At 50.7% G+C, this 20,648-nt stretch carries 26 protein-coding genes; 23 read left to right on the forward strand and 3 right to left on the reverse strand.

Annotated elements, in window-relative coordinates; translation table 11 throughout:
• Positions 1 to 48 precede the first annotated feature (48 nt).
• From B0W44_RS04335 to B0W44_RS04350, 4 genes are all read left to right on the forward strand, one after another.
• Complete coding sequence (locus B0W44_RS04335) at positions 49 to 855, forward strand: Cof-type HAD-IIB family hydrolase (RefSeq protein WP_169835415.1); 807 nt, start codon at positions 49 to 51, stop codon at positions 853 to 855.
• 85 nt (positions 856 to 940) lie between these two features.
• On the forward strand, positions 941 to 1,885 hold the full coding sequence (locus B0W44_RS04340) for a metallophosphoesterase family protein (protein WP_077718933.1): 945 nt from the start codon (positions 941 to 943) through the stop codon (positions 1,883 to 1,885).
• Between the two features lie 208 nt (positions 1,886 to 2,093).
• A complete protein-coding gene (locus B0W44_RS04345; protein ID WP_077718934.1) occupies positions 2,094 to 2,423 on the forward strand; it encodes a PadR family transcriptional regulator in 330 nt (109 codons plus the stop codon).
• 3 nt (positions 2,424 to 2,426) lie between these two features.
• Positions 2,427 to 3,107 (forward strand): DUF1129 family protein, encoded by a 681-nt coding sequence (locus B0W44_RS04350; RefSeq protein WP_077718935.1) that lies wholly within the window; start codon positions 2,427 to 2,429, stop codon positions 3,105 to 3,107.
• A 120-nt stretch (positions 3,108 to 3,227) separates the two neighbouring features.
• On the opposite strand, the gene B0W44_RS04355 is transcribed toward B0W44_RS04350, so the two are convergent.
• Entirely contained in the window at positions 3,228 to 4,331 is a 1,104-nt protein-coding gene (locus B0W44_RS04355; RefSeq protein ID WP_077718936.1) for a deoxyribonuclease IV, read from the reverse strand.
• Between the two features lie 18 nt (positions 4,332 to 4,349).
• Here B0W44_RS04355 and B0W44_RS18005 point away from each other — a divergent pair, with 18 nt between their 5' ends.
• The 8 genes from B0W44_RS18005 (at position 4,350) to B0W44_RS04395 (ending at position 8,229) form a co-directional block, all read left to right on the forward strand.
• Entirely contained in the window at positions 4,350 to 4,547 is a 198-nt protein-coding gene (locus B0W44_RS18005) for a hypothetical protein (RefSeq protein WP_077718937.1), read from the forward strand.
• Complete coding sequence (locus B0W44_RS18010) at positions 4,544 to 4,705, forward strand: hypothetical protein (RefSeq protein ID WP_169835416.1); 162 nt, start codon at positions 4,544 to 4,546, stop codon at positions 4,703 to 4,705. The genes B0W44_RS18005 and B0W44_RS18010 overlap by 4 nt, the downstream gene beginning before the upstream one ends.
• A gap of 47 nt (positions 4,706 to 4,752) precedes the next feature.
• On the forward strand, positions 4,753 to 5,394 hold the full coding sequence (locus B0W44_RS04365; RefSeq protein ID WP_169835417.1) for an HAD family hydrolase: 642 nt from the start codon (positions 4,753 to 4,755) through the stop codon (positions 5,392 to 5,394).
• 41 nt (positions 5,395 to 5,435) lie between these two features.
• A complete protein-coding gene (locus B0W44_RS04370; RefSeq protein ID WP_228441639.1) occupies positions 5,436 to 5,645 on the forward strand; it encodes a GNAT family N-acetyltransferase in 210 nt (69 codons plus the stop codon).
• A gap of 113 nt (positions 5,646 to 5,758) precedes the next feature.
• Positions 5,759 to 6,157, forward strand: coding sequence for a hypothetical protein (locus B0W44_RS04375; RefSeq protein ID WP_077718940.1), 399 nt, complete (start codon positions 5,759 to 5,761; stop codon positions 6,155 to 6,157).
• 48 nt (positions 6,158 to 6,205) lie between these two features.
• On the forward strand, positions 6,206 to 6,604 hold the full coding sequence (locus B0W44_RS04380) for a CRISPR-associated protein Cas4 (RefSeq protein ID WP_169835418.1): 399 nt from the start codon (positions 6,206 to 6,208) through the stop codon (positions 6,602 to 6,604).
• Positions 6,605 to 6,712: 108 nt separating this feature from the next.
• Positions 6,713 to 7,417, forward strand: coding sequence for a hypothetical protein (locus tag B0W44_RS04385; RefSeq protein ID WP_169835419.1), 705 nt, complete (start codon positions 6,713 to 6,715; stop codon positions 7,415 to 7,417).
• A gap of 422 nt (positions 7,418 to 7,839) precedes the next feature.
• Entirely contained in the window at positions 7,840 to 8,229 is a 390-nt protein-coding gene (locus B0W44_RS04395) for an MFS transporter (protein ID WP_077718944.1), read from the forward strand.
• Positions 8,230 to 8,355: 126 nt separating this feature from the next.
• Here the strand turns inward: B0W44_RS04395 and B0W44_RS04400 are convergent, their stop codons facing one another.
• Positions 8,356 to 9,750 (reverse strand): RsmF rRNA methyltransferase first C-terminal domain-containing protein, encoded by a 1,395-nt coding sequence (locus B0W44_RS04400; RefSeq protein WP_077718945.1) that lies wholly within the window; start codon positions 9,748 to 9,750, stop codon positions 8,356 to 8,358.
• Between the two features lie 225 nt (positions 9,751 to 9,975).
• Here B0W44_RS04400 and glpD point away from each other — a divergent pair, with 225 nt between their 5' ends.
• Together glpD and B0W44_RS04410 are read left to right on the forward strand one after the other, a co-directional pair.
• Positions 9,976 to 11,631, forward strand: a complete 1,656-nt coding sequence (gene glpD, locus B0W44_RS04405) for a glycerol-3-phosphate dehydrogenase (protein ID WP_169835420.1) — start codon at positions 9,976 to 9,978, stop codon at positions 11,629 to 11,631.
• Positions 11,632 to 11,705: 74 nt separating this feature from the next.
• Complete coding sequence (locus tag B0W44_RS04410; protein WP_077718947.1) at positions 11,706 to 12,842, forward strand: HAD family hydrolase; 1,137 nt, start codon at positions 11,706 to 11,708, stop codon at positions 12,840 to 12,842.
• Positions 12,843 to 12,919: 77 nt separating this feature from the next.
• Here the strand turns inward: B0W44_RS04410 and B0W44_RS04415 are convergent, their stop codons facing one another.
• Positions 12,920 to 13,534, reverse strand: a complete 615-nt coding sequence (locus tag B0W44_RS04415; protein ID WP_077718948.1) for a superoxide dismutase — start codon at positions 13,532 to 13,534, stop codon at positions 12,920 to 12,922.
• A 256-nt stretch (positions 13,535 to 13,790) separates the two neighbouring features.
• On the opposite strand from B0W44_RS04415, the gene sleB reads away from it, so the two are divergent.
• From sleB to B0W44_RS04455, 9 genes are all read left to right on the forward strand, one after another.
• Complete coding sequence (gene sleB / locus B0W44_RS04420) at positions 13,791 to 14,453, forward strand: spore cortex-lytic enzyme (RefSeq protein ID WP_418304070.1); 663 nt, start codon at positions 13,791 to 13,793, stop codon at positions 14,451 to 14,453.
• 170 nt (positions 14,454 to 14,623) lie between these two features.
• A complete protein-coding gene (locus B0W44_RS04425) occupies positions 14,624 to 14,905 on the forward strand; it encodes an alpha/beta-type small acid-soluble spore protein (protein ID WP_077718949.1) in 282 nt (93 codons plus the stop codon).
• A 147-nt stretch (positions 14,906 to 15,052) separates the two neighbouring features.
• Positions 15,053 to 16,003, forward strand: a complete 951-nt coding sequence (locus B0W44_RS04430; RefSeq protein WP_418304071.1) for a P1 family peptidase — start codon at positions 15,053 to 15,055, stop codon at positions 16,001 to 16,003.
• A 96-nt stretch (positions 16,004 to 16,099) separates the two neighbouring features.
• Complete coding sequence (locus B0W44_RS04435; protein ID WP_077721255.1) at positions 16,100 to 16,984, forward strand: DUF1002 domain-containing protein; 885 nt, start codon at positions 16,100 to 16,102, stop codon at positions 16,982 to 16,984.
• Positions 16,985 to 17,731: 747 nt separating this feature from the next.
• Entirely contained in the window at positions 17,732 to 17,956 is a 225-nt protein-coding gene (locus B0W44_RS04440; protein WP_077718951.1) for a helix-turn-helix domain-containing protein, read from the forward strand.
• 129 nt (positions 17,957 to 18,085) lie between these two features.
• Positions 18,086 to 18,235: a hypothetical protein gene (locus B0W44_RS19050; RefSeq protein WP_335582652.1), complete on the forward strand. Its 150-nt coding sequence runs from the start codon at positions 18,086 to 18,088 to the stop codon at positions 18,233 to 18,235.
• Positions 18,232 to 18,546 carry a MarR family winged helix-turn-helix transcriptional regulator gene (locus tag B0W44_RS04445; RefSeq protein ID WP_335582653.1) on the forward strand — a complete coding sequence of 105 codons (315 nt, stop codon included), beginning with the start codon at positions 18,232 to 18,234 and terminating at the stop codon, positions 18,544 to 18,546. The genes B0W44_RS19050 and B0W44_RS04445 overlap by 4 nt, the downstream gene beginning before the upstream one ends.
• A gap of 15 nt (positions 18,547 to 18,561) precedes the next feature.
• Positions 18,562 to 19,377 carry a glutamate racemase gene (racE, locus tag B0W44_RS04450; protein ID WP_077718952.1) on the forward strand — a complete coding sequence of 272 codons (816 nt, stop codon included), beginning with the start codon at positions 18,562 to 18,564 and terminating at the stop codon, positions 19,375 to 19,377.
• A 111-nt stretch (positions 19,378 to 19,488) separates the two neighbouring features.
• Positions 19,489 to 20,562: a GerMN domain-containing protein gene (locus B0W44_RS04455; RefSeq protein WP_077718953.1), complete on the forward strand. Its 1,074-nt coding sequence runs from the start codon at positions 19,489 to 19,491 to the stop codon at positions 20,560 to 20,562.
• Positions 20,563 to 20,648 lie beyond the last annotated feature (86 nt).

The following is a 20,648-nucleotide window of genomic DNA, read 5'->3' on the forward strand; positions in this document are numbered from 1 at the left end:
CTGTCGCATAGGTTGCTATACTGGCGATAAATGCAAAGGAGAGAGACCATGACCTACCAGTTAATCGCATTGGATTTGGACGGTACGCTTCTCACGGACGAAAAGGACATTACGCTGCCCACGTTGAATTTACTCGTGCAGCTTCAGCAAGAAGGGAAGTATATTGCGATTTGCACGGGGCGTTCAGCGTTGTCAGTCCAGCCGCTGTTAGAACATGAAAGTTTTGCGACCCACTTGATCACGGATAACGGCGGGACCGTAAAGGAGCTGACAACGGACCAAACCCTCTACACGAATACCATCCCCCGTTCGTTTTTAGCAGCGATGAGAGAGGTCATGCAAGAGTACAACGTCCACTGTGACGTGACGACAGCAAGCGGCGTTTACGTCGAGACGTTAACCGAGAAAATGGCTGAGCAGTACAACCGGTACTTGATCAAACCGATGGCCATCGGGGATCTGCGTCAAACGCCTGAGGATCCGTTAAAATTCACTATTTCAGGTGAAGCGGCAGTCCTGGATAAAATGGTCCCTGTCTTAAAGTCGCAATATGGGGAAGAGTTGAACATCGTACGCAGTGGAGAATACTTTATTGACATCGTGAAGGAGGGCACGACGAAAGGAAAAGCGTTAGCCATGTTGGCCAACCACCTGAACGTGAAGCCGAAAGGCGTTGTGGCGATTGGGAACTACTACAACGATTTGGACATGTTGCAGTATGCGGGGCTGGGAATCGCCATGGACAACTCTCCAGAGGACGTAAAAGCGGCAGCGGACGTGGTGACCCTGTCGAACAACGAAGACGGCGTCCGGCTGGCGTTGGAAAAATGGGTCTTGCAGCAAGACCCGGTGTGACGACTCTCTGGCAAAATTCTACAGGATGGCCTTGTCGCGTGTTGGATACCTTAAGAGTTGAATCTTCAAACAGAAGGGTTCTACCATGCGGCGCATACAGCATTCCTTACTGTTCAAGGTACTGATAGGTTATCTGGCCCTTACGTCTGTTTTCGTTGAACTGGCAGAGGCGACAACACTTGATGCTCCCAATCTGACGTTTGCTGTCATGAGTGACATTCACATCCACGTACACAACACGGACGTCCACCGCCGCTTAACGAAGGCACTAGAAGATTACAGACGCATCAATCCAAACATGCGTCTGATCGTCATCAACGGTGATCTGACGAACGGCTTTCCGTCTCATTACCGCGTTTTAGAGCGGCTGCTAGACAGCGTCCCCCACCCTTCCATCCATTTTACTCCTGGAAACCACGACTTTTATAAAATGCTATACAACCGACAGGGGAAGCTGGATTTCGATCACCTCCCTAACGGGTGGTCCAGCGAGGAGGCGATGCGCCTGTTTCAAAAGTTTACCGGGTACGACCGGCCGTACCACGATGTGTGGGTGGACGGGTATCACTTCGTCTTTCTCGCCAGTGAGAAATCCCGGGATGCCGACCGTTCTATCGGCAAGAACGGTTACCTCAGTGACACCCAACTGAATTGGCTGGAGGAAAAATTGAAGGAAAGGCCTTTGGGAGCGCACAACCCGACATTTGTTTTTTCCCACCACCCGCTCCCGAATACGGTAGAGGGTTCGGAAGGGGAAGCTCAAATCGTTCAGCACCGCGCTTTACGGCGCATCCTCGACCGGCATCCTGAAGTGATTTTTTTCTCCGGCCACACCCACTACAGCCTGCGTAAAACGGATCAAGTCTACGCTGACCGTTTCCTCATGTTGGGAAGTTCCTCTATTATGCGCCACGAAGAAAGTTTGTACATTGAAGTGTACGACGACCATGTCGACATTCACAGTCGCGATCACGGCAAGGGGGAGTGGATACGGGACAAGTTTGTTCGCCGTGACTTGCACGCCGACTGAGTACGAAAAAGGATCGGCACCGAGACTGGACACTGTCTCATGTATTGTGTGCAACGGTAAATTTCCGACGCTCTCACGTTAAACAAGATTCTTGCAAATGGTAGTTGAATGGTATACACTGATGGCAGCTATCTTATTTTACAAGATAGCTGCCATTAAGCAGAAGTATCTTGTAAAACAACATAGTCAAAGCACAAGAGGTGGGAGCATGTCAGCTCGCAGTCAGCTGTTGAAGGGCATTTTGGAAGGGTGCATTTTAGCGATTATCGGGCAGCAAGAGGTGTACGGTTACGAACTGAGTGTGAAATTGGCGGAAAACGGATTTACCTTTGTGAGCGAGGGAAGCATTTACCCTGTTTTATTGCGCTTGCAAAGGGAGAAGTTGATCGAGGGGACAATGCGCGATTCGCCGAGCGGTCCGCAGCGGAAGTACTACCGTTTGACACCGAAGGGGTGGAAGGCGCTAGCTGAGTTTATGGAGAATTGGCTTGAAATGAAGGCGTCAGTTGATCAAATTCTGGGGAAATTGGAGGAATAAGCGATGACGGAAAAAGAAATGGTTGCTCTTAACAATGAGAGGCGACAGCAGCTGACGAAAGAAAACAAGGCTTACTACGAAGACATGTTAGTCTATTTGCGTACGAGCCGTATCCCGGCGATCAAAACGGAAGAACTGTTGCTGGAGATGCTGGACCATCTGTTGGCGGCACAAAAAGAGGGAAAAAGGGCGGAAGACGTGTTCGGTCCGGACCCAAAAGCCTATTGTGAGGAAATTGTCGAGACGTTGGGTCGGCGGCCGTTCAGTTTGAAACGGTACGTGTTTATGTTCAGCACGATGCTGTACGTTGTCTTTTTTATCCACGCCATGCTGGATGGAGTGGTCATGCCGCTACTGAACGTCTTTTTCGAGGTTCCCCACGTTCGCCAAGGTCTTTCGGTGGAATTTTTGGCATTGCCGTTTATTGCCGCATTTGTAGTGGAAGCGGTGTTCTACTTGATGAGGAAGTCGACATTCGAAACATTTGGCAAAAAATTACTCCGCAGCTATGTTCCCGTCTTACTGATCTTATACGTGTTACCCTTAGTCGGCTTTTTATTCATTTTGTTCAACTTCAGGGATGACCTCCCGGTACTTCCTATTACGCCGTGGATGAGCTTGTTGATCGGGGCCGCTTGGTACATCGTTCACAAACGGTTGTTTCGGAATGCCGACATCGCTTGAGTGAACCGAAAACAGCTCACATGATAACAGAGCGTGCGTCAGGTAGCAGGAGGAGGATGTCTTAAGACAATTCCCCTCCCCCGCTACGTTACACGGCCTTCTTGTATCGCAAGGAACAGCTTACTTTCTTTCCGCCAGGACAGCAATCAAGCGGTGGTTGATTGCTTCTTCAGTGTAGTCTTTGAACAGCTGTTCGGAGACGACGAGGTCGTACAGCCGTTCCATCGGTTCGCGCTTGTCAGCGTTCTTTTGTTTCTGGCCCTTGAGTGCTTCCCACGTCTTGGCGACAAACTCCTGCGGCTGAATGGACTGTTTGTTGAAGAAGGATTTCAACTTTTCCACATCATCTAAGAAACGCTCGCCGAAGCGTTTTTCCGCGTTGTCGGAGAGGAGGGCGATCTCCGCCTCGTACATCGGGCGCTTTGTCGCTTTTTCTTTCCCAATCCACGGTGTTTCCAAAATGACCGGTTTGCCTTTTGCTACGTCGTGGTGCACAATGTTGTAAATCGTCTCGAAACCGATGAGTCCGGACCCAACCGGGGCGTGGCGGTCTTTCCTCGCGCCGCGGAAGTTTTTGCTGTCGTTGATGTGCAGCACTGCCAGACGGTCCAACCCGATGATCCGGTCGAATTCTTCCATGACGCCGTCGAAGTCGTTCACGATGTCATAACCGGCGTCGTGGGCGTGGCACGTATCAAAACAGACAGTTAACTTGTCGTTGTGATCGACCTTGTCGATAATCCGGGCGAGCTCGTCAAAACTGCGTCCCACTTCCGATCCTTTTCCCGCCATCGTCTCCAGCGCGATGTTCACCTTTTGGTCAGCGGACAACACCTCGTTCAATCCTTCGGCAATGCGCTTCACCCCGTACTCCGGATCTTTGTCCGTATACGAGCCGGGATGGAGCACGATGTTGTCGACCCCGATGTATTCGGTGCGGTCGATTTCACTTTTCAAAAAGTCCACTGCCAATTTGAATGTACTCTTCTTGTAAGAGCCGAGGTTGATGATGTACGGCGCGTGGACGACAATGTCGTCGATGCCGTTTTCTTTCATCAACTGAAGCCCTTCCTTGACGTACTGTTCTTCCATCGGCTTGCGTTTCGTGTTCTGCGGCGCTCCGGTGTATATCATAAACGATGTCGATCCGTAGCTGATCGCTTCTTGCGCGGCGTTGAGCAACCCTTTCTTGGAAAAAGACACGTGTGATCCGATTTTTAACATGCTATCCACTCCTGCAACTTGTCTCACTCCATTGTAACAGAAAATGACGGGAAACGGGCAGATCATGACTTCAGCATCATTGTGCCGGATAACGGGACGGGGAAAACCGATACAGGCGTAAAGATTCTCGCTGCAGACAGTGTTACAATAGAAGGAGTTCATGAAAGAGAACAAATGGGAGGCGATGCCGCAGCTGCCCATGAGGATGTGACGTGAACGCGTTTGTGGACATGCGGCACACCATGAGTGTGGCGATGTTCAGTCGGACTGGGATCGGACCGACATTTCAGCTGAAAAATCGAAGTGTATCAGGTAACAGTGACGATAAGTCGTTGGATCAGTATCGAGGAAGAGCGGACGTCATTGGAAGATGAGCTGCCAAAACGTAGAGCAGGTGGCGAAAATGAGGAGTGGGAAATTGATGAAAGCCGTGCTGTTTGATTTTGACGGGACCATTGCGGATACACTGCCCCTTATTTTCCATGCCTTTCGCAAAGTGTTTTCCAAGTACACAGGTCGAACGCACAGCGACAGGGAAATCTTACAGATGTTTGGACCCCCTGAAAAGGAGATAATTGAGAGGCACATTCCACCGAAACAGAGGAAACAGGCTTTTCGAGACTTTCTACAGCTCTATGACGACAAGCATCGGGAGATGGTGGAGCACAACCCGGACATTGAGAAGGTTGTCCGACTGATAAAAGAAAAAGGGCTATCACTTGGCATCGTCACGGGAAAGGGACGGGACAGTGCGAACATTTCGCTTCGACATTTAGGATTGGCACGATTTTTCGACGTCACGATCACCGGAGACGACGTGGTGAGGCCGAAGCCGGACCCGGAAGGCCTCTTAATGGCGATCCATCGTTTAGATGTTCGACCGACTGACGCAGTGTACGTTGGAGACAGCAACGGGGACATTCTTGCGGGGAGGCGGGCCGGGACCGGGACGATCGGGGCCAACTGGATGTCGGTTTCACAGAGCGACGGTTTTTCGGTGCAACCGGATCACATTTTTAAAGACATCCAGTCTTTTTCCAAGTGGATGCAGTCGGTCCTGTAGAGGAGAAGGAGAGATGATCAAGAAATGAAATCTTCAACAGTATACACCCAAATCATTTTCGCAAAGGTATTGCCGCATCACTGCTGCAATTTGTTGAAAGGGCAGAAGACGGCGTCGACACGATCACCGTGGCCACGGGTACGAAAAATAAGCCGGCAATACATTTGTACAGACGATTCGGATTCAGGGAAACGGAGAACAGAGAATTGACCCCTGGAATCTCCATGACGTTTTTTGAAAAGACATGTTAAGAAACAATTTCTCGTCGGGCAAAGGGGGGAAATTTGAATTGGGGCTTAGGCCCCTTTTTTTATGAGCTCAATCGTCCGATAAAAAAATGGGATGAAACAGGAGGATGCGAGCAATGACAGTTGAAAAATCGAAACTTTATGTAGACGTTGCCTCCCTGTCCACTTTTCATGACTGCCCTTACCGATATGAGCAGGAGCAAATCTATCGGAACAGAGAGATGTCGGACGAAGAGCTGTTGCAATTGATAGGTGGGGAACACGATACACATCGAAAACTGTTGTGGCAAAAAGAGTGGGAGAGGCGCCGCAATGAGCGTCACCCGAAAGCCGATCCACTGGTTTCACGGGATGCTGAAGCGTCCCGGGTCAAGGGCTTACTGTTTGTGACTTCGTTCGCACTCAGTTTTTCATTAGTACTTTTCTACTTGCTGACAGGTGGCCCGGCTTGGCTCGCGATCACCGCCACGTTTTGTCTCGTATCTGCCACCGTTTTTGGCCTCACGCACGTTTAGTGGCAACGTCGCCAGCGGAATGTCGTCCTTTACCGCAAATCGACAAAAGTGAAGCCGATCCAGAACGAGAAGTGGTTATGTCAAGGAGCTCCCGACTTGATAGAACAGATACCCGAAGGGGAGTTGGTGATCACGCTCCGGTTGACGACTGACATCGAGTACAACCGCAAAAGACCGTATGAAGCCGATATCATACAGTTGGGCGGCTACTTTCTATTGGCCAAAGACCGTTTTCACAAGCCGATCCGGATTGGGCGCATTGAATATCGAAACCGGACCTTTGAAATACACGACACTGAAACCCTTCATGAACAGGTCGTGCGAACACTTCATCGCTTGCGAATTTATCAAAAGTCAGGTAAACTGCCAAACGTATCGCTTGATCAGCACAAGTGCCAAGCGTGTGTGTTTTATCAGACAGTCTGTGAAAGGGCAATAAATGTATGAATTTTCCGCCTATATAGCGCTTCCAGAAATATTGTGGTATAATACTCACCGTGCAGGGAGGGACACATACATATGAGGAAAAACGGTCTTCTTGTTTTCAGTTCATGTATGATCGTGTCGATTCTCGCCGCTTGTTCATCCGGCAGTGTAAATCCCGAAGAGAGAATTGAACTGTTGATCGATAACATGTACAGTCAAGCTTATGACTTTAAGGGAACACTCCACGCGGAAACTGCGCAACATACCCTTAAAGACATGTTAGTCCTGGACGGATCTTTCGTCCCGGATAAAGGGTACGCCCTTCACGCTGATGTCCGCTTGCCCGGGTTTAAAACGGAGAGTGACATTCTACATTTAGGCGATGAGCTGTTTTACAAAATGCCGGAATCGGACAACTGGAAACCGACGACGAATCAAGATTTGCGCATGTTGGGCATCTTGTATAAAGACAGCCCGGCGGACCTCTTCCGCACTATGAAAGAAACCGTACTCTCAGTCGAACCGACAGAAGACGACAACGTGTTCCAGGTGACCCTTGACCGAAATAAATACATGGAGACGACGGAAAAAGCGCAAGAAGAGGTGATACGTCTGCCGCAAGTCGACATCCAGAGCCACGACTTTCCATTTGAGCTCGTAGAGAACCCCGTCGTGGATGTGGAAGTTGACTTGGATCAAAACGTCATTCGTTCTTTTACTTTACATTACGCCGTTAGATCTTCACTAAACGGCTCCTCTGAACAACCGGTGCAAGTGACGTACGAAATGGAAATGAGCCATTTTAACGAAAATCAAACTCTACCTGAGATATAAATTTTGGGAGCCATCGGGGGAGACTGTTGACAATCTCCCCGGTGGCTGTTTTTGATTTCTACTGTTGGGATCATTTTGGTGGCGTTTCGCCGCCGCCACTTTCCGGGTATTATGGGCGATGGTCACCCATCCGGGCTCTACATGGACTTTCTCCAATCCTCGAAGGTGTCATCGTTGAAAACCGAGGTTTCGTTTGACATGACCAAATGCACTCTCCACGTCCGTTTCGTCGCACACATGATCTTCGGGAATCAAGTCTGAACAATCCACAGGAAGATAAAGCTGTCATGTTATACTCTTGGAAAGTAGCCATTAGGGTACGCAAAAAAATCGTCTCTTTCTGTGATGGTGTTGTGGTGATTACAGAAAGAAGGCTTTTTTTGTGCGTTTTTTTCTAAAAAGACAAAAAAGAAGAGACTCCAATAGGAGGATTTTCGGCTGACAGGTTCGGCATCAAGCGCACACTGTTGACAGTGATCGTACTTTTGGGTGTCTGTTTGTTGACCATGCCATATACCTCATTGATGTTCTTCTGGTTTGTCTTGGTGATTTGGGGTGTGTTGAGTTGGGCGATTACACCGCCGATCCAAAGTCACCTGATTCAATTGTCTCCCGAGACATCGGATATACAGCAAAGCCTGAACAATTCCGCTTTGCACTTTGGTATTGCTTTCGGAACATTGATCGGGAGCATAGTGGCCGATCAACTGTCCGTCGAACAAAATGCACATTTTGGTACTTTGTTTGCCGTGCTGGCATTGGTGTCCTTTTTGTTTTCGACGCAACGGAAGCGAAGAGCAGCCGAGGGGTGAGGCAGGAAGTTGGTGTGCATAGTGCCTATTATCCTGAAATTCATACTTCCATACTAGCGAATAACAGCAGTGTCATCCGGTAGCGGGAATGGGGCTGTCTGTCACAGCAGCCCCTTCCCCTACTGTTTAATAGGAATCAACGTGCCGCCGTAATCGCTTTGGCAGGTGGTTTTTCACGACTGTCCCCACTTGTTTCCCCCAGCCGAGGGGGAATCCGTCAACCGTGACAAGTGTCCACCCTTTTTGACTGCTTTTAGCCGTCACCGTTTCACCCCGGAGGTATGCGGCTACATCACCGATACGCTTCGACGAAAGGAATGTGACCAAACGCGCGTTTTGCTTTGTCAGCGCCATAGCTAAAGCGTGACTCGGCTCAAATCGGTTTTTCTTGAACTCACCGAGGTAAAGGCCAGGTCGCTTGACTCGAATTCCCCGCAAATCCGGTAAGTCGGGAGGAATGTCGTACAAGTGGGAGCCAAAAACGATCCGCCGTTTTTCCGACAGCGGGGCGGTCAACGTATCCCGTTCAAATGTTCTCCACTTCTCAAGTAAATCGGCTGAAAGGGCTGCCTTGGGGTACCCCGTTTCCTTCGCAGGCGAGTCGGCATCACCCTGCTTTTTAAATACTGCGATAAAGTGCCCCTCCCCTTCCAACTGGTGGGGCCACAAGCGGGCAACGTGCTCGTTTAGCGTACGGGCACGCGTTTCTCGGGCAATTCCAGGTGTGAAGTGACGATGGTTTTGGGCTTTTTGCAACGTGAGATCAGGAAACGTGTGCAACAGATAGTCGACGATCTCTTCGTTTTCCCGTGTGTTAAAGGTACACGTTGAGTAGACGAGACGCCCGCCTGGCCGCAGCATGGGAATGGCGGCGTCGAGTATCTCCCGCTGGCGTCGTGTGCATCCCAAAACGTGTTGGGGACTCCACTCGTTAACGGCGTCCGGATTTTTGCGAAACATCCCTTCACCGGAACAAGGAGCGTCGACGAGGATTCGGTCGAAGAAGGCGGTAAACCGCGACGCCAGGCGCTGTGGGGACTCGTTTAAGACTGTTGCGTTGCAAACGCCACACCGCTCCAGATTTTCCGTCAGGACGTTCACCCGTTGGGAGTGAATCTCGTTCGAGATAAGCCAGCCCTGTCCACCCATTTTGGCCGCGATTTGGGTCGATTTCCCACCTGGAGCCGCACACAAATCGAGCACCCGTTCACCAGGCTGAGGGTCGAGCTGTTCCACGACGGCCATGGCACTCGGTTCTTGGATGTAATATAGCCCGGCGTCGTGATAGGGGTGTTTTCCCGGGCTGTCTTTCGAACTGTAGTAAAAACCTGCGGGACACCATTCGACCGGTTTTAGATGAAACGGCACCATTTCCTTGAGTTCAGAGGGTGATACTTTTAGTGTGTTGGTCCGCAAACCGCGAACCGGCGATTTCGTGTAAGCGCGCATGAAAGCCCGGTAATCCGCCTCTCCGAGCAGCGTCCGCATCTGTTCTTTATAAGCGTTTGGTAATTCAGGCATGTATGACGGTCCCCGTTTCTCGTATTTTTAATTACCAGTATACCTGACAGGTTACCCTTTAAAAACCTCTCGCGGTTTTTGGTTCGCTTGACGGAGAGGCGTGAATCGATTTATAGTAAGGGTAAGTAAATACGGCACTTAAGAGACGAGGAGACACTGAGTCGGGCGAATCCGGAGGCGGATTCGTTTTAGCTCGGTGTCTCTTTTTATATGGGAGGAGCGAAAATGAGTTTTTCCTATCAAACGCGAAATCGGCTGATTCAGGACATGGACAAAACGAAGTACGACCTGCTCGTCATCGGTGGTGGAATTACCGGTTGTGGCATTGCGTTAGACGCCGTGCTTCGCGGCTTAAATGTCGTCTTGGTCGATCAGGGGGACTTTGCCGGGGGAACGAGCAGCCGTTCGACGAAACTCGTACACGGTGGACTGCGCTATTTGGCCAAAGGAGAGATTCGTTTAGTCCGCGAAGCTGGGCGAGAGCGGAACGCGTTGTTGAATATTGCGCCCCATCTTGTGACGCCGATGCCGTTTATCATCCCGACCAGTCGCAAATTGGCGGGGGCGATGTCGTACTACCCGATGACGCTCGGACTGCGGTTGTACGACCATCTGGCCGACGTGCGCCGGTATGAGCGGCGTGTCATGCTGAAACCGGACCAAATCGAACAAGCAGAGCCAATGCTTGCCGGTGCGGATATGGTTGGCGGCGGCAGATATTACGAATACGTCACAGACGACGCCCGCCTCACGTTAGAAGTGGCTAAGACGGCACATGAAAACGGCGGACACGTGCTCAATTACGTTGAGGTTGTAGATCTTGTCATCACAAATGGGCGTTGCCACGGGGCGAAAGTGCGCGATGTGCTGTCCGGCAAGGAATGGGAGATTCAAGCAGAAACAGTGGTGAATGCCGCAGGGCCTTGGGTCGATGACATTCGCCGCAAAGACGCTGTTCGTCCTCGGGGTAAGCGTCTGTTTCATTCCAAGGGCGTTCACATTGTGTTGGACCGCCGAGAGCTTCCTGTCACCCATGCGGTGACTCTTCTGCCTTCCGACGGAAGAATCGTGTTTGTCATCCCCCGGGGCCGCTTTACGTACGTCGGTACGACAGACACATCCTACCGCGGTGACCTTCGCAACCCTGTTCCAACGCAGGAAGATGTGGCGTATTTGATCGATGTGTTAAACGAAGGGTTCCCGAAGCATTCGTTTAATAAGAGCCAAGTCTTGTCTTCGTGGGCGGGCATTCGTCCCCTCATTCACGAAGAGGGGAAAAAACCGGGGGAAATTTCCCGCGCAGACGAAATGATAACGAGTGAGACCGGTCTGATTTCCATTGCTGGGGGTAAATTGACAGCTTACCGTAAAATGGCAGAACGCGTCGTCAATCACGTGATCCGAGTGCTTCAAGCAAAAGGGCGGGCCACACGTGTGAAACCGTGTCAGACCCTCACGACACCTTTAACCGGTGTGAAGGGGATCGCGGGAACATTTGAATCGTTTAAATTGAGGAAAAGAGCTGAATTAGAGCAAAAAGGGTTTCAAAGGGAGACGGCCGAACGATTGGTGACGACATACGGGCGACATGTGGATCTCGTGGTGGCGATTCACGAGGAAGACGATGAACAGTTCCACCGCGACTTGTTGGCGGCTGACGTCCGTTACGCCGTCTGGCACGAGCAGGCGTTAACGGTGTGCGATGTGCTAGAGCGCCGCCATCCCCTGTTCTTGTTTTCTCACGACCAGGGGCGTTCCGCCATTGAACCGGTTGCGAAACTCATGGGCGACATGTTAGGCTGGTCTCCCACCAGGATCCATGAGGAGATATGGAAGGCGCAGGAGTCTGTTGAGAGACGGAACAAGTGGAAAGGGGAATGAGGGGTAAAAGGGTGTCCGTTTGTCTGCATTTTTGCTAAAGTATAGAGGGAGACTGACTGGGAGGAGCAAGCGGATTGATTACAACCATTTTGTTTGACGTCGACGGCGTTTTTTTGAGTGAGGAGCGTTGTTTTGACGCCTCTGCTTTATCTGTGTGGGAGCTGCTGCACAGTTCGGACTACTTGGGGCTTTCAGGTGAGCGATTTTCAACGGCGCTCGAGGAAAGGGATATTCGGCGCATTCGGAAGCTCGTGTTCGCCCATGACGATACGCTCAACTTTGTGAAAAACCGCGGGATCAACTCAAACTGGGACATGGTGTTTATGACGACAGCCCACCAACTGCTGCATCTGCTACAGAAATTGATGCCTACTCACGAAGAAACGGTCCGCAAACTTTTGCACCAGGGCATCGGCCGCGAAGAGTTGCAGCAGATTGGCCACATCGTACGGGAGGAAGGCATTTCATTCGCTCCTGATTACACCTTATTCGTCCCCGACTTCTCGTCGACAAAGGCAGAAAAACAAGCCGTTATCCGTCATTTGAACGTATTGGCCGAAGAATGGTTCGGAGTAAAAACAGAGATGTTCTCCCGGGACCATCCACTTTGGGAGTTGGGCCGCACCGTTTATCAAGAGTGGTATTTAGGGGACGCCTACTTCGAACAATCGGAAGGCAGTCGCCCGCAAACGCCGGGAAAGAAAGGGTTCTTAGAGAACGAGATTCCGCTCGCTGAACCGGATGAGATTCGAGCTTTATTGCGTGATTTACGCAGCCGAGGGATCAGACTCGGTATCGGGACAGGTAGGCCGCGCCTAGAAACGGACGTGCCCTTTCAAGTCTTCGGTTTTTCGGAGTACTTTCATCCGAAACACGTGGCGACGGCTTCGGAAGTTCTCAAGGCTGAAGACGCTTTTCCAGAAAAAAGTCCCCTCGGCAAACCGCAACCGTACACGTACATGAAAGCTTTGCTGGGCACTGAGGTACCGGATCGACGTGTGATCGAAACACCGTTACCCCTTGAAAACGGGAAAGAGGTGCTCATTGTCGGAGATTCGGTGGCCGATTACATGGCGGCTCAAAGTATGGGCTGTCGCTTTGCCGCTACACTGACCGGTTTGTCGGGAAAAGAAGCGCGTAGCAAATTTGAACACCTACAGGCTGACTACATCTGTGATGACGTCTTACAACTGCGACATGTTTTGCTGTAAAAAAGAAGGGACTGCCGTCAGTCGGAACGTTTCGGCTGAACGGCAGCCCTTTACCTTTGTCCGAATGTCGCAATCTGTTATTTGGCCGCGTCAAAACGTTTGGCCACTTCATCCCAATTGACGACATTCCAGAATGCGTTAATGTATTCCGGACGCCTGTTTTGATACTTCAAGTAGTAAGCGTGCTCCCAAACGTCGAGTCCGAGGATCGGGGTGTTGCCGTCCATCACGGGAGTGTCTTGGTTCGGCGTGCTCGTCACGGCCAATTTCCCGTCTTTGTCCACGATCAACCATGCCCAGCCGCTACCAAAACGACCGGCAGCTTGAGCGGCGAATTCTTCTTTGAACTTGTCAAAGCTGCCGAATGTGCTGTTAATGGCATCGGCAAGGGCTCCGCTCGGCTCACCTCCGCCATTTGGGCTCAAAATTTGCCAGAAGAGCGTGTGGTTCGAGTGTCCTCCTCCGTTATTGCGCACTGCTGTGCGGATGCTTTCCGGCACACTGTCAAGGGAGGCTAACAGGTCGTTGACACTTTTTTCGGCCAGAGCAGCTTGTCCTTCTAACGCAGCGTTCAGTTTGTCTACATACGTCGCATGGTGTTTGCCGTGGTGAATACGCATCGTCTGTTCATCGATGTAAGGTTCCAGCGCATTGTAATCGTAGGGAAGTGCCGGCAATTCGTGCTTTGCCATGATGAACATCCTCCTTAATATGTAATCTTGGTCTTTCCTTAAATTATTATGAACAAATTAAGGGAATAAATCAACTTTACCGTTTAGTAAGTTAACTGTCTCCCACCAAAAAATTCCGGTTTATCCAATAATCCCATATTGCCCGTTTTAGAGTGTCTGCTTATAATGGGCGCTGATTACCGTCGTGGCGGTAACCGTACAGCGAACGAGTGCGAGTCTCGCTGCAAGTGATCATCATCGCATTAGGAGGTATTCGATGATTTGGAAAAAATGCGGTCGCATCTGTCTTGCATTCATCGTGCTCGCCTCTGTTTTGTTGGCGCCGGTGATGACGGATGATGCTGATGCGCATGCTCCAAGAAAGCTGTCTTACGGAAGTGAAAACGGTGATGTATGGGATTTGCAGTATAGATTGAGGTTGCTCGGCTACTACAAATTAAAGCTGGACGGACAATTCGGCATCCACACGAGTCAAGCCGTCAAGCGATTTCAAAGAGACTACGGTTTGAAAGTGGATGGTATTGTCGGCCCTGCTACTTGGCGAACCCTCAAAAAAGTGAGCCTTTCCCTCAATGAAGTAGAATGGGTCGCCCGGGCGGTACACGGGGAGGCCCGCGGTGAGTCGTACGCGGGAAAGGTAGCTGTTGCGGCGGTGATTATGAACCGAATTGCGTCAGACCAATTTCCGAATACGGCAAAAGGGGTTATTTTTGAACCGGGTGCATTCACGGCCGTCGATGACGGTCAAATTTGGTTGACACCTGACGACGAAGCCCGGCTTGCTGTGCGAGACGCTGTAAGGGGCTGGGACCCGACACACGGTTCGCTGTACTACTTTAACCCCGAAACCGCCACGTCACCCTGGATTTGGGGGCGTCCCCAAACCGTTCAAATCGGAAAACACATTTTCGCCCATTAATTACGAGGAGCTGTCCAGAAAGTCAGTGCTCGCTGACTTCCTGGACAGCTTTTTTTACATAGAGAAGGACTCCAGTCTTCCCCCGCGTTTTAACCTAAACGTGATGCCTTTTCCACACACATAAACCAGGAGTGAAGATTAAACACTACTTGAGGAAAGGTGGTGTCAGTATGGCTAGCAGAAGGAGACTTCTCGTCCCGGAGTCGCGCGAAGCGTTAGACAAATTGAAAGCCCAAGTCATAAGCCGCCAAATTGGGCGCTCAATTTCAGCTGAAAGGGCTAAATTTGAAGCAGCGAAGCACGTCGGTGTTCCGCTGTCAAAGGGATACAACGGAGATTTAAAAACGAAGAGCGCAGGGAAGATTGGCGGGGTCATCGGTGGGCAAATGGTCAAAGAACTCGTGCGAATGGCCCAAGAGAGCTTGATAAACGAAAAAAAGCGTCCACACTGACGGTTCAGCGTGTTATAAAATGTCCGTCGGAATGCCCGCGATTTTGTCTAGAATCCGCGGTTTGTGGAGAAAAGCAGGAATTTCTTCTTCACAGCAAGAAGTGTAAAGTTGTGCACATGTCATCTTTTGTGACGGGAGATGAACGCAATGGGCAGTATTGCAGACGTTCCGGGCATTCGCGTCGGTCATGCGGAAAACAAGGAAGCATTGACAGGGTGTACCGTTGTATTGGCAGGCGAAGGAATGGTGTGCGGTGTCGACGTAAGAGGTTCTGCTCCGGGAACGCGGGAGACGGATTTGCTTGCACCCGTGAATGCAGTCGAGGAAGTTCACGCCGTCGTCCTCAGTGGCGGCAGTGCCTTTGGATTGCAAGCGGCTACGGGAGCGATGGATTATTTAGAAGAACAGGGTAAAGGACTTGAGACAGGTTACGCGCACGTTCCCATCGTTCCCTCCGCTATATTGTACGATTTAAGCGTCGGGGACGCATCCGTGCGCCCTGATCGCGAGATGGGATATCGCGCTTGCCAGGCGGCAGATGTCCATGTCCCGGTCGGAAATGTAGGAGCGGGATGCGGTGCTACGGTGGGGAAAGCACTCGGCATGGATCGAGCGATGAAAGCCGGTTTGGGAACCGCATCCGTCCGGTTGCCCGACGGTTTAATCGTGGGGGCCATCGTCGCCGTAAATGCTTACGGTCATGTGGTTGATCCGGCAACGGGAAAGATTTTAGCTGGTCCGCGCGGAGAAGACGGCACGATTTTGGATTCTGTCCAGTTAATGCGCCGCAGTGGGAAGGAACAAAACGCTTTTCCAGGCATGAATACGACCATCGGCGTCGTCGCCACGAATGCGAAGCTGTCGAAAACGCGGGCAACGAAGGTTGCCCAAATGGCACACGACGGCCTCGCCAGAACGACATTCCCTGCCCATACGATGTTGGACGGCGACACGTTGTTCGCTTTAGCGGGGGGAGAGATCCAAGCTTCTGTCGATTTAGTGGGGGCCCTCGCAGCGAATGTGGTGGCCGAGGCTATCGTTCAAGGTGTTACGTCGGCCACAGGGGTAAAAGGTCTTCCGGCTGCAGGGGATTTGTGATATAAAGAGTGAATAAGCAAGTTGTCAGGCGACACAGCGAAACTTTTTTTCCTTTTTTTCGTCTATAATTAGTGATAAGGGGGGATTTCATCAGTGATGAAACGCGTGACAAAACTGGGTCTTTTGGGTGCGCTGTTTGCTGTCTTTACTTTGTTGCTCCCGCCGGCGGCCTTTGCCGATGCCGTTGTAGGGGAAACAGTCGTCACGCTGGGAGCGGATCTGTCAAGTGAACAGCGCCAGCAACTGTTAGACGAGATGGGTGTCGATGCAGAGTCGGTACAGGTGCTGGAAGTCACGAACGAAGAGGAGCATCGGTACTTAGGAGATTACCTCAGCGCTGCCACGATTGGTTCCCGCGCCATTTCTTCGGCGAAAATTACATTGACTGAAGAAGGTTCAGGGATCAATGTCGATACGAACAACATCTCACACATCTCTAATTCCATTTATGCCAATGCGATGGTCACCGCCGGTGTCAAAGATGCCGACGTTTACGTTACAGCACCGTTTGAGGTGTCTGGAACGGCCGGTTTGACCGGCATACTGAAGGCCTTTGAAGCGGCGATGGACGAAGAGATTAGTGAAGAGCAGAAAAAAGTGGCCAACGAAGAGATGGTCAAAACGTCTGAGCTCGGCGAAAAGTACGGAGATGAGAAAATTGCCGAGTTGATGATGCGCTTGAAAGAGCAGCTCGCCGAAAACAAACCGGAGACGAGAGAAGAAATGCGGCAGCTCGTCATCAATGTGGCGGGTGACCTCAATATCAACTTGAGCGATTCGGATGTCGACTTGATTACTGACTTGTTAACGCGAATTTCTGAGTTGAATATCGATTGGAATCAGTTAGGAAAACAAGTCGACAAAATTCGCAACAACTTAGATGAGATATTGGATTCACCGGAAACGCGGAACTTTATCGAACGAGGGTTAGATCTCTTGCGCGCCGTCATTGATTGGCTTGCCAGCTTGTTTGGAGGCTGAGATGTGGTGGCACAACCGTTGTGAACCCGTCCTGATGTTAAAGGACGGTTTTTTTTGTTTACGACATTAAGGAGGACTGTCCCGACACAAAGCCGTTTGGGACGGCGCGGCTACTCGACGTATAAAGAGTGTCTAGAAGAGTGCCGAGGACGAATGGTGGAAAGCGGATGGACCTTCCTTTGGCGGGAGAAACTAAAGATAGGCTTGCCAGGGGAGGGAGGGTTTGTTTGTTTGTTTGTACACGGGATTCCGTTTCGATATGTGCCGTTCCACTACCCTGTATTAACTGCGTCACGTAAGACTTCAATCCGATCGCGCGAGCAACTAGACGATGCGCGACACTTGATCGAGCAGTTTGGATTCGAGCCAGTACACTTTTTGCGTCCAAGCAATTCATTCCCCCTCGCCGCCTGTATGGAATCGTGTTTTCACTTTGGAGATACGCTCTTGTTCTTTAATACCCTGCCGTTTCCCCGTCTCCAACTGAGTGCGCACGAGTGGGGGTGAGGGAAGTGGATATGCGCAACGCGTACTTCGTCGTCAGTCGCGAACCGGAAGCGAGATCGTGGTTTCAGACACATCTGCCAAGCGTTCCGTTCACCTTGTCCAGCGACGTCATCTAGCCGTTGCCAGAACGGGCCTAAATATTGTACATCCTGCACCATGGTTAGCGCGCGCTCATACAATAAGTTGACTGTATCCCTTGCCCTTGTGACTGAGAGATTTAGCAAGGAGGGGTGGCATGCTTTGAAGCAAAATGACCAGAGTCAGAAGCCATTACTGACGAACAGAGAGCGCGAAGTGTTTGAGTTACTCGTCCAAGACAAGACAACCAGGGAAATTGCTCAACAGTTATTTATTAGCGAGAAAACTGTTCGCAATCACATTTCGAACGTGATGCAAAAGTTGAACGTCAAAGGTCGGTCTCAGGCTGTCGTTGAACTCGTTCGACTTGGGGAATTACAAATTTAGCGCCTCTTTTCGAACAGGAACCCCTCGTCACGGGGGTTCTTTTTGTATTGAAAATGGGATGAAGGTTCACACGCACCCTTTTTCCCGCTATACTGTCTCTATACCGTTCGGTATGGCGGAGGAGATTCCATGGGGAGCAAAGGGTTTCATTCTCCCGATCAAGTCAAAAGGGTAGAGGCAGCATTGCGTCGCGTCAGCTCGACGGTCAAACAGAAGGGACGCCTCATTTTACATAATTTTCCGATTACCCCCAACAGTTTGAAGTCCTCTATCTGTTGAATGAACATGGCGACATGACCATCGGGAACATTAGTCAAAAAATGTCTCTGGCTTTCAGCACGATGACCGATCTTTTGCACAGGATGGAGAAGGCCGGGCTAGTGGCGCGAGTTCGAAGCCAAAAGGACCGCCGCGTGGTAAAAGTGCATATTTTACGCAAAGGGGAAGAAATCGTACGCGATGTGTTGAAGGCGAGGCGTGAGTACTTGGGGGCCGTTCTGGACCAGATGAGCCGGGAAGAAGTCGATCAAGTGGACCATGCCCTGCACTTAATTGCAGATTACATGGATAAAATGAAAGGACATCGGTAGAGGAGAGCACTACATTTGAATCGAGAGACCAAAGTAATCGGCATTTTAGACTCGGGCGTCGGAGGACTAACTGTTGTACGCGAGGTAATGCGACAGTTGCCGTACGAACGCATTGTGTACTTTGGCGACACGGCTCACTGTCCTTACGGATCGCGTACACCGGAGGAGGTTCGCCAATTTACACTGGACATTGTTGACTTTTTGACCACTTCGTTTTCTTTGAAGGCACTCGTTATGGCGTGCAATACAGCGACAGCTGTCGCACTTGAAGATGTGCGGCAGAAAGTTGACGTACCGGTCATCGGTGTGATACATCCTGGAGCCCGTTCAGCGGTTCAGGCATCAACAAACGGGCGCATCGGTGTAATCGGAACGGAGAGGACGGTACAGAGTGGAGCTTACAGGCGGGCACTGACGCGTTTAAAAGCGGATCTACACATCGTCAGCCTTGCTTGTCCGTCGTTTGTCCCCCTCGTGGAGAGCGGCCGAGCAGAAGCAGACGACGTATTTCCAATTGTGCAACAGGCTTTGACCCCCCTGTTCAACGACGACATAGATACGTTGATTCTCGGGTGCACCCACTATCCTTTACTGCGTAAGCACATTGCACGGGCCATGGGTGACGGAGTGACTCTCATCAGTTCTGCTACGGAAACTGCACGGGAATTGAAGTCGATTATGCTCCAACAGAACACGCTGACACTGGACCCGTCAGAAAGGCCGGAGCACCGCTATTTTACGAGCGGTTCACCCCGGTTGTTTCGGCAGATTGCGGCCAGTTGTCTACAACTGACCCTTGATGCCAAACACGTTCACTTAGAAAAAGTGTGAAGCGGTTCTACCAACTTTCTTCGGAAGGTTGGTTTTTTCACATAGATAGCATGTATAATTCCTGTCCGGGCTCGTATACATATAGTAAAACTTGGCCAGGGAGGAAACAGTATGCGCGGTAACGCTTTACGCATGATGTCGATCGTCGCACTAATCCCGCTTTTACTATCCGGTTGTCTTTTCGGTCCGGAAACTCCTGAAATTGACCCGCCCCCGGATACGACGTCTGTTGACAGTGAGGAAGCAGGGATAGAGCAGGCAGAGGAGCCTCTGCAAGAGGCGGATGAGTCTGAAGCCGATACTGAAGAAGATGAGGCTGCCGCTTCAGAAACACAAGAAGTTGAACTATACGTCAAAGATTCAGCCGGGTATGTCGTGCCCTATTCGGTCGCGATCCCTAAAACAGAAGGGATTGCTCAAAAACAGCTGGCGTATATGGTGAAAGGTGGGGAGATTGAAGAAGCGGGCGCATTGCCAGAAGGATTTACACCTCTATTGCCAGAAGGAACGGAAATTCTCGGCCTCGACATTCAAGATGGAACGGCAACGGTTGATCTATCTAAGGAGTTTTTAAATTATGAGCAATCGGAAGAAGAGAATATTTTAAGTGCCATCACGTGGGCTTTAACTTCTTGGGACAGCGTCGACAAGGTAAACTTGTGGATCAACGGCGATCCCCTCGAGGAAATGCCGAAGGGAAAAACGCCGTCTACTGACATGACGCGTGAAAATACAGCGATTAACATCGAAGTGGCCAAAGGGGTACACATCTCCGACAGCATGCCGGTCACGCTGTACTTTTTAGGGCAGGAAGGCGAAACGACTTACTTCGTCCCAGTGACGCGCATGGTGCCGCGTGGCGACAATGTGGCAGAAGTGACCATTGAACAGTTAATTGCAGGCCCTCTACAATCATCGCAATTGAACACTGAAATACTGGATAACCTAGAAGTCAACGAAATCACCGTCGAAGACCGAACTGTCGTCGCTGATTTCGGCGAACAACTTTTGGAATACGGGCAAGAAAACAAAGTATCTGATCACGCAATCCAGTCCATCGTCCTTTCCTTGACGGAAAATACCGGCGCTGAGCAGGTAAAAATTTCGGTTAACGGCGAATCTGCTGTTGCTCAAGCAGCAGAGCCGGTCAGCCGGCCGACGAAAGTCAATCCGATCGGTTTATAGTTTTTACTAGAGCTGACCATCCCTGTACGACAGGGATGGATTTTTGTTTGCAGTTGCTAAATGGCAGTCCGCAAGGTTATGCTATA

It is taken from the genome of Novibacillus thermophilus (assembly GCF_002005165.1).
GTDB lineage: Bacteria > Bacillota > Bacilli > Thermoactinomycetales > Novibacillaceae > Novibacillus > Novibacillus thermophilus.

Coding starts and splice junctions, on each gene's coding strand:
- sleB (WP_418304070.1), top strand. CDS start 13,791: ATGATTTGGAAAAAATGCGGTCGCATCTGTCTTGCATTCATCGTGCTC.
- B0W44_RS04430 (WP_418304071.1), top strand. CDS start 15,053: ATGGGCAGTATTGCAGACGTTCCGGGCATTCGCGTCGGTCATGCGGAA.
- B0W44_RS04350 (WP_077718935.1), top strand. CDS start 2,427: ATGACGGAAAAAGAAATGGTTGCTCTTAACAATGAGAGGCGACAGCAG.
- B0W44_RS04355 (WP_077718936.1), bottom strand. CDS start 4,331: ATGTTAAAAATCGGATCACACGTGTCTTTTTCCAAGAAAGGGTTGCTC.
- B0W44_RS04365 (WP_169835417.1), top strand. CDS start 4,753: ATGAAAGCCGTGCTGTTTGATTTTGACGGGACCATTGCGGATACACTG.
- B0W44_RS04455 (WP_077718953.1), top strand. CDS start 19,489: ATGCGCGGTAACGCTTTACGCATGATGTCGATCGTCGCACTAATCCCG.
- B0W44_RS04435 (WP_077721255.1), top strand. CDS start 16,100: ATGAAACGCGTGACAAAACTGGGTCTTTTGGGTGCGCTGTTTGCTGTC.
- B0W44_RS04345 (WP_077718934.1), top strand. CDS start 2,094: ATGTCAGCTCGCAGTCAGCTGTTGAAGGGCATTTTGGAAGGGTGCATT.
- B0W44_RS04335 (WP_169835415.1), top strand. CDS start 49: ATGACCTACCAGTTAATCGCATTGGATTTGGACGGTACGCTTCTCACG.
- B0W44_RS19050 (WP_335582652.1), top strand. CDS start 18,086: ATGGGGAGCAAAGGGTTTCATTCTCCCGATCAAGTCAAAAGGGTAGAG.
- B0W44_RS04375 (WP_077718940.1), top strand. CDS start 5,759: ATGACAGTTGAAAAATCGAAACTTTATGTAGACGTTGCCTCCCTGTCC.
- B0W44_RS04340 (WP_077718933.1), top strand. CDS start 941: ATGCGGCGCATACAGCATTCCTTACTGTTCAAGGTACTGATAGGTTAT.
- glpD (WP_169835420.1), top strand. CDS start 9,976: ATGAGTTTTTCCTATCAAACGCGAAATCGGCTGATTCAGGACATGGAC.
- B0W44_RS04425 (WP_077718949.1), top strand. CDS start 14,624: ATGGCTAGCAGAAGGAGACTTCTCGTCCCGGAGTCGCGCGAAGCGTTA.
- B0W44_RS04415 (WP_077718948.1), bottom strand. CDS start 13,534: ATGGCAAAGCACGAATTGCCGGCACTTCCCTACGATTACAATGCGCTG.
- B0W44_RS04400 (WP_077718945.1), bottom strand. CDS start 9,750: ATGCCTGAATTACCAAACGCTTATAAAGAACAGATGCGGACGCTGCTC.
- B0W44_RS04385 (WP_169835419.1), top strand. CDS start 6,713: ATGATCGTGTCGATTCTCGCCGCTTGTTCATCCGGCAGTGTAAATCCC.